The 3,756-nt window shown below is 37.0% G+C and carries 1 protein-coding gene; it reads right to left on the reverse strand.

Features of this window, described 5'->3' with window-relative positions:
- A partial coding sequence (locus FLA105534_RS22885; RefSeq protein ID WP_173968391.1) for a beta strand repeat-containing protein occupies nucleotides 1-3,620 on the reverse strand: 3,620 nt, incomplete at its 3' end.
- Between the last annotated feature and the right edge of the window lie 136 nt (nucleotides 3,621-3,756).

Here is a 3,756-nt window from a genome sequence, read left to right on the forward strand (position 1 = left end):
ACTAATGGACTAGTACTCAATAATTGGTTAACGGTCTGTCCGCTGCAGATAGTTTTAAGAGCAGGTACCCCATTCGGACTTGGATTGACAGTAATCGTTACTGCAACTGGATTTCCAGGACAGCCATTAATTAATGCCGTTACCATATAAGTAGCTGTTTGAATGACTCCTCTAGTATTTACTAAAAGATCTGTTATTGGTAAAGCACTTGGAACTAACCTAGCAATCCCACCAGTAACATTGCCTCCAGCTCCTGAAATAGTTGGAACTGGATAACTATAAACCACAGCCGAATTCGTAGATGATAAACTTCTATTAGTGGTCTGTCCACTACAAATAGTTTGAACCAAACCTGCGGTAACAATAGGATTAGGATTAACAGTAATTACCACAGTAGCATCATTACCTATACACCCCCCCAATGGACCTGATGCAATGGGTGTTACAGAATATGTTGCTGTTTGTGGTTGCGTTGTAGGATTATGAAAATCATCTATTATTGTGCTTGTGCCAAATCCATGATCTGTATATGTCATTCCTCCCGATAAAACTGGAGGTGTCCAGGTAAAGCCTGCTCCACTTAAAGAGGGAGTGGTTGTCAATACTAAACTTGCTGTTACATTACCACTAGTATTGGAACACAAATTCTGAACTTGACTAGCTGTCAAAATAGGAACAGGGCTTACTGTTACAACCACTGTAAAAGTTGCTCCTACACATCCCAAAGGAGTTGTAGGCGTAATGGTATAAGTAGCCGTTTGAATTGCAGCTGTAGGATTTACAAGAATATCCGTAATATCTGCTGTGCTTCCTGTACTACGAGCATTTCCCCCTGTTATCCCTCCTGTAACAACTGGTGTAGCATAGGTAAATGTAGTTCCTGAAATAAAAGGACTTGTAGTTAATACTTGATTGACTGTTTGGCGACCACTACAAACTGTCTTCGTAGCAGCGACACCTATAGGAGTAGCTTTAACAGTAACATTTACAACAAAACTACTACCCGAACAGGATCCAGAGGTTGGAGTTACGGTATATGGAACTATAATACTAGCATTTGTTATATTATTTAAAGTATTAGTAATATTCGTTGCATTAGTCCCCGAAGTAATCCCTGTAATTCCCGCTACAACAGGTGCTGACCAACTATACGTTGTACCAGAAGGGATAATATTCCCTCCTCCATTAGTTGGTGTTACCACAAAATTATTTCCTGAACAAATTGTTGAAGCCTGTGTTGTGGTAATACTTGGTTTTGGATTGACCGTAATAGTAACGGTAAAACTAGTCCCTATACAGCTCCCTGATGCGGGAGCGACATTATAAGTCACTATAATTGCAGCATTGGTTGTGTTGGTTAATGTACCACTAATTGCTGTTGCATTCGTTCCAGCAGCTACACCTGTAATCCCTGCTACAACAGGTGCTGACCAACTATAAGTCGTTCCTAATGGAATTGTATTTCCTGATCCATTCGTTGGTGTCACTGTAAAAGTACTTCCAGAACAAACTGTAGCAACTTGTGTTGTATTTATACTTGGAGAAGGAGTTACGGTAACAACGAGTGTATCCTCTGCTAAACAAGTTCCCAATCCATTATCCAAAGCTAATTTAACCCAAGTATTGGTATTGAATGACAATGACGGAGTTAAAGTACTATTATTAAAATTTGAATAAGGCCCAGAAAGTCCACCCGTACTATAAGACCATTGATAACCGCCTAAAGCTCCTCCTACCCCTACATTATTATTTATAGTCAATGTATTAGGTATTACAACCGCAGCAGGAGAAGGAACTATATAGGTAGAAGCAGTTGCTGGCGTACAAGAATTATCAGTAATTGGTACACTAATAGATCCGCTAGTATAGGTTCTTACATTACCTGCTCCATCATCAAAAATTATAGTTGTACTTGTAAGATTACCAATATCAGCACCAACACAGTCATAAATTCGAACTTTCCAACCACCAGAATTGGCGTCTTCTCCAATTAGCGGACCCCAATTAATTAATTTATTTGTATTGGCGGGTGTTTCTCCTAAGGGGCCGGTAAAATAACCATTAAATGTTCCTGTCAATGGCACTGCCATTCCACAAAAATTAAAATAAGCATTTGGTGTTTGATTCGTAAATGTCAAATTATTTACATTATTTCCACTATTACAGACATTCCCTTGATTTGCTCCCAAAATAATGGTCTTTGTACCTGCAGGGTTTATAAAATAAAACGCCAAATCCGAAACATAAGTATGAGTTGCACTAAATTTTACTGAAATTTTAGTTGTATTAGTTATCTTTAACGGTCTAGGTACTGGATTGTAATGATTAAATGTTTGTGTAGTACCTCCTACGTTTCCGTTCAAACTTGTCGCTATTCCTTCACAGACTGAAATATCTGGTCCTGCATTAGGAATACCAGAAGGCAAATTCCATATCCAAGCGCGACCTTCTTTTACACCAGTCAAGTCTGTTCGAACAATTAAATATCCCCCATCTGGCAAATTTACTTGTGATGCTGTACTACCCAAAGCATAATTAGAATATGAATTTGTTACTGGATTAAATTTATACCAATCATAAGTGGTCACTCCTGTTCCTGCTGGACATACCAATTGTCCTGAAGTAGTACCAACTATATTTGTGAATATTGGGTCATTAGAATTAGCAGAATACAACGGATCACTATATTGAGTTTCTATGACTCCACATGAATTTGGAGAGGTCATTACTAACTCACTAACATCCATTTTGATGACAACAAGAATTACCGATGATGTCCCACAAGGAACAGGAGCTACTACATCATACCTAAATGTAGATCCACCAATAGGCAAAGTTGGGATTGTAACTATACTACCTATAAGTGAACCTGTACCATCAACATCTACCCATGTACCACCTGCGTCTTGAGTTCCGTCTAGCCCCAAAAAAAGATCTACTGTACTACCAGTTGTAAAAACATATAACGGACCAGTTGCATTACCCGAATTTGCAGCCTTAGTCACATTAAAAAAAGCAGTGGCTGTATTCGATGTCAATCCTGTTATGTCTGTTACTTTAACAGTTAATTGTCTCTGAACAGCTGTATTAGGATTTACTGCTAAATCTTTGTATATCAAATCATTTAACACATTTCGCATGGCATTTGTACTAGCAGATCCATTATTAGTAATCACTAAACTAGCAGTACCATTCCCTGCTACAGAAATTTCTGCAAAGATACCGCCTATAGAAAGTTGTTCATTAGTTCCATCTTGAGGGTTTGTTAATGTTATTACCATAGACATAACAAGACCATTAGGAGAGCTAAAAGTCGAAGTAGCCCCCGTATTTGTGTTATCAAGCAATTCATAACCAGATGAACACCCTTTTGTATTAATATTAATTCCCCCTGCTCCAGTAATGTTACCTGAATCTAGCTTTATACTTGGATTAACAAAAAAAGTATTGAATGAAATAGCGTTCTCCTTTTTATTATTTAACAAAGAGCCAAATTCAGTACAGTACTTATTGTTGCTTTTTTCTTTTCGTTCTATATTCTTTCCAAAACTATGATTGCCTAATAGTAACGAAGAAATGAAAAAAAAGATAATTACTAATTTTGAGTATTCCTTTTTCATAATAGCAACAGTATTTAAATGATTTGAAACAGATTACTCTGAAATTAAACTCTTTAAAATCTCTTTATTCTTTGCTAACTTATCTTGATTTTGAGGAGCAATTAAATTTTTAAAGTAATTTTAATATTGTTAAAAA

The sequence above is a fragment of the Flavobacterium collinsii genome, assembly GCF_902804485.1.
Taxonomy (GTDB): Bacteria; Bacteroidota; Bacteroidia; order Flavobacteriales; family Flavobacteriaceae; genus Flavobacterium; species Flavobacterium collinsii.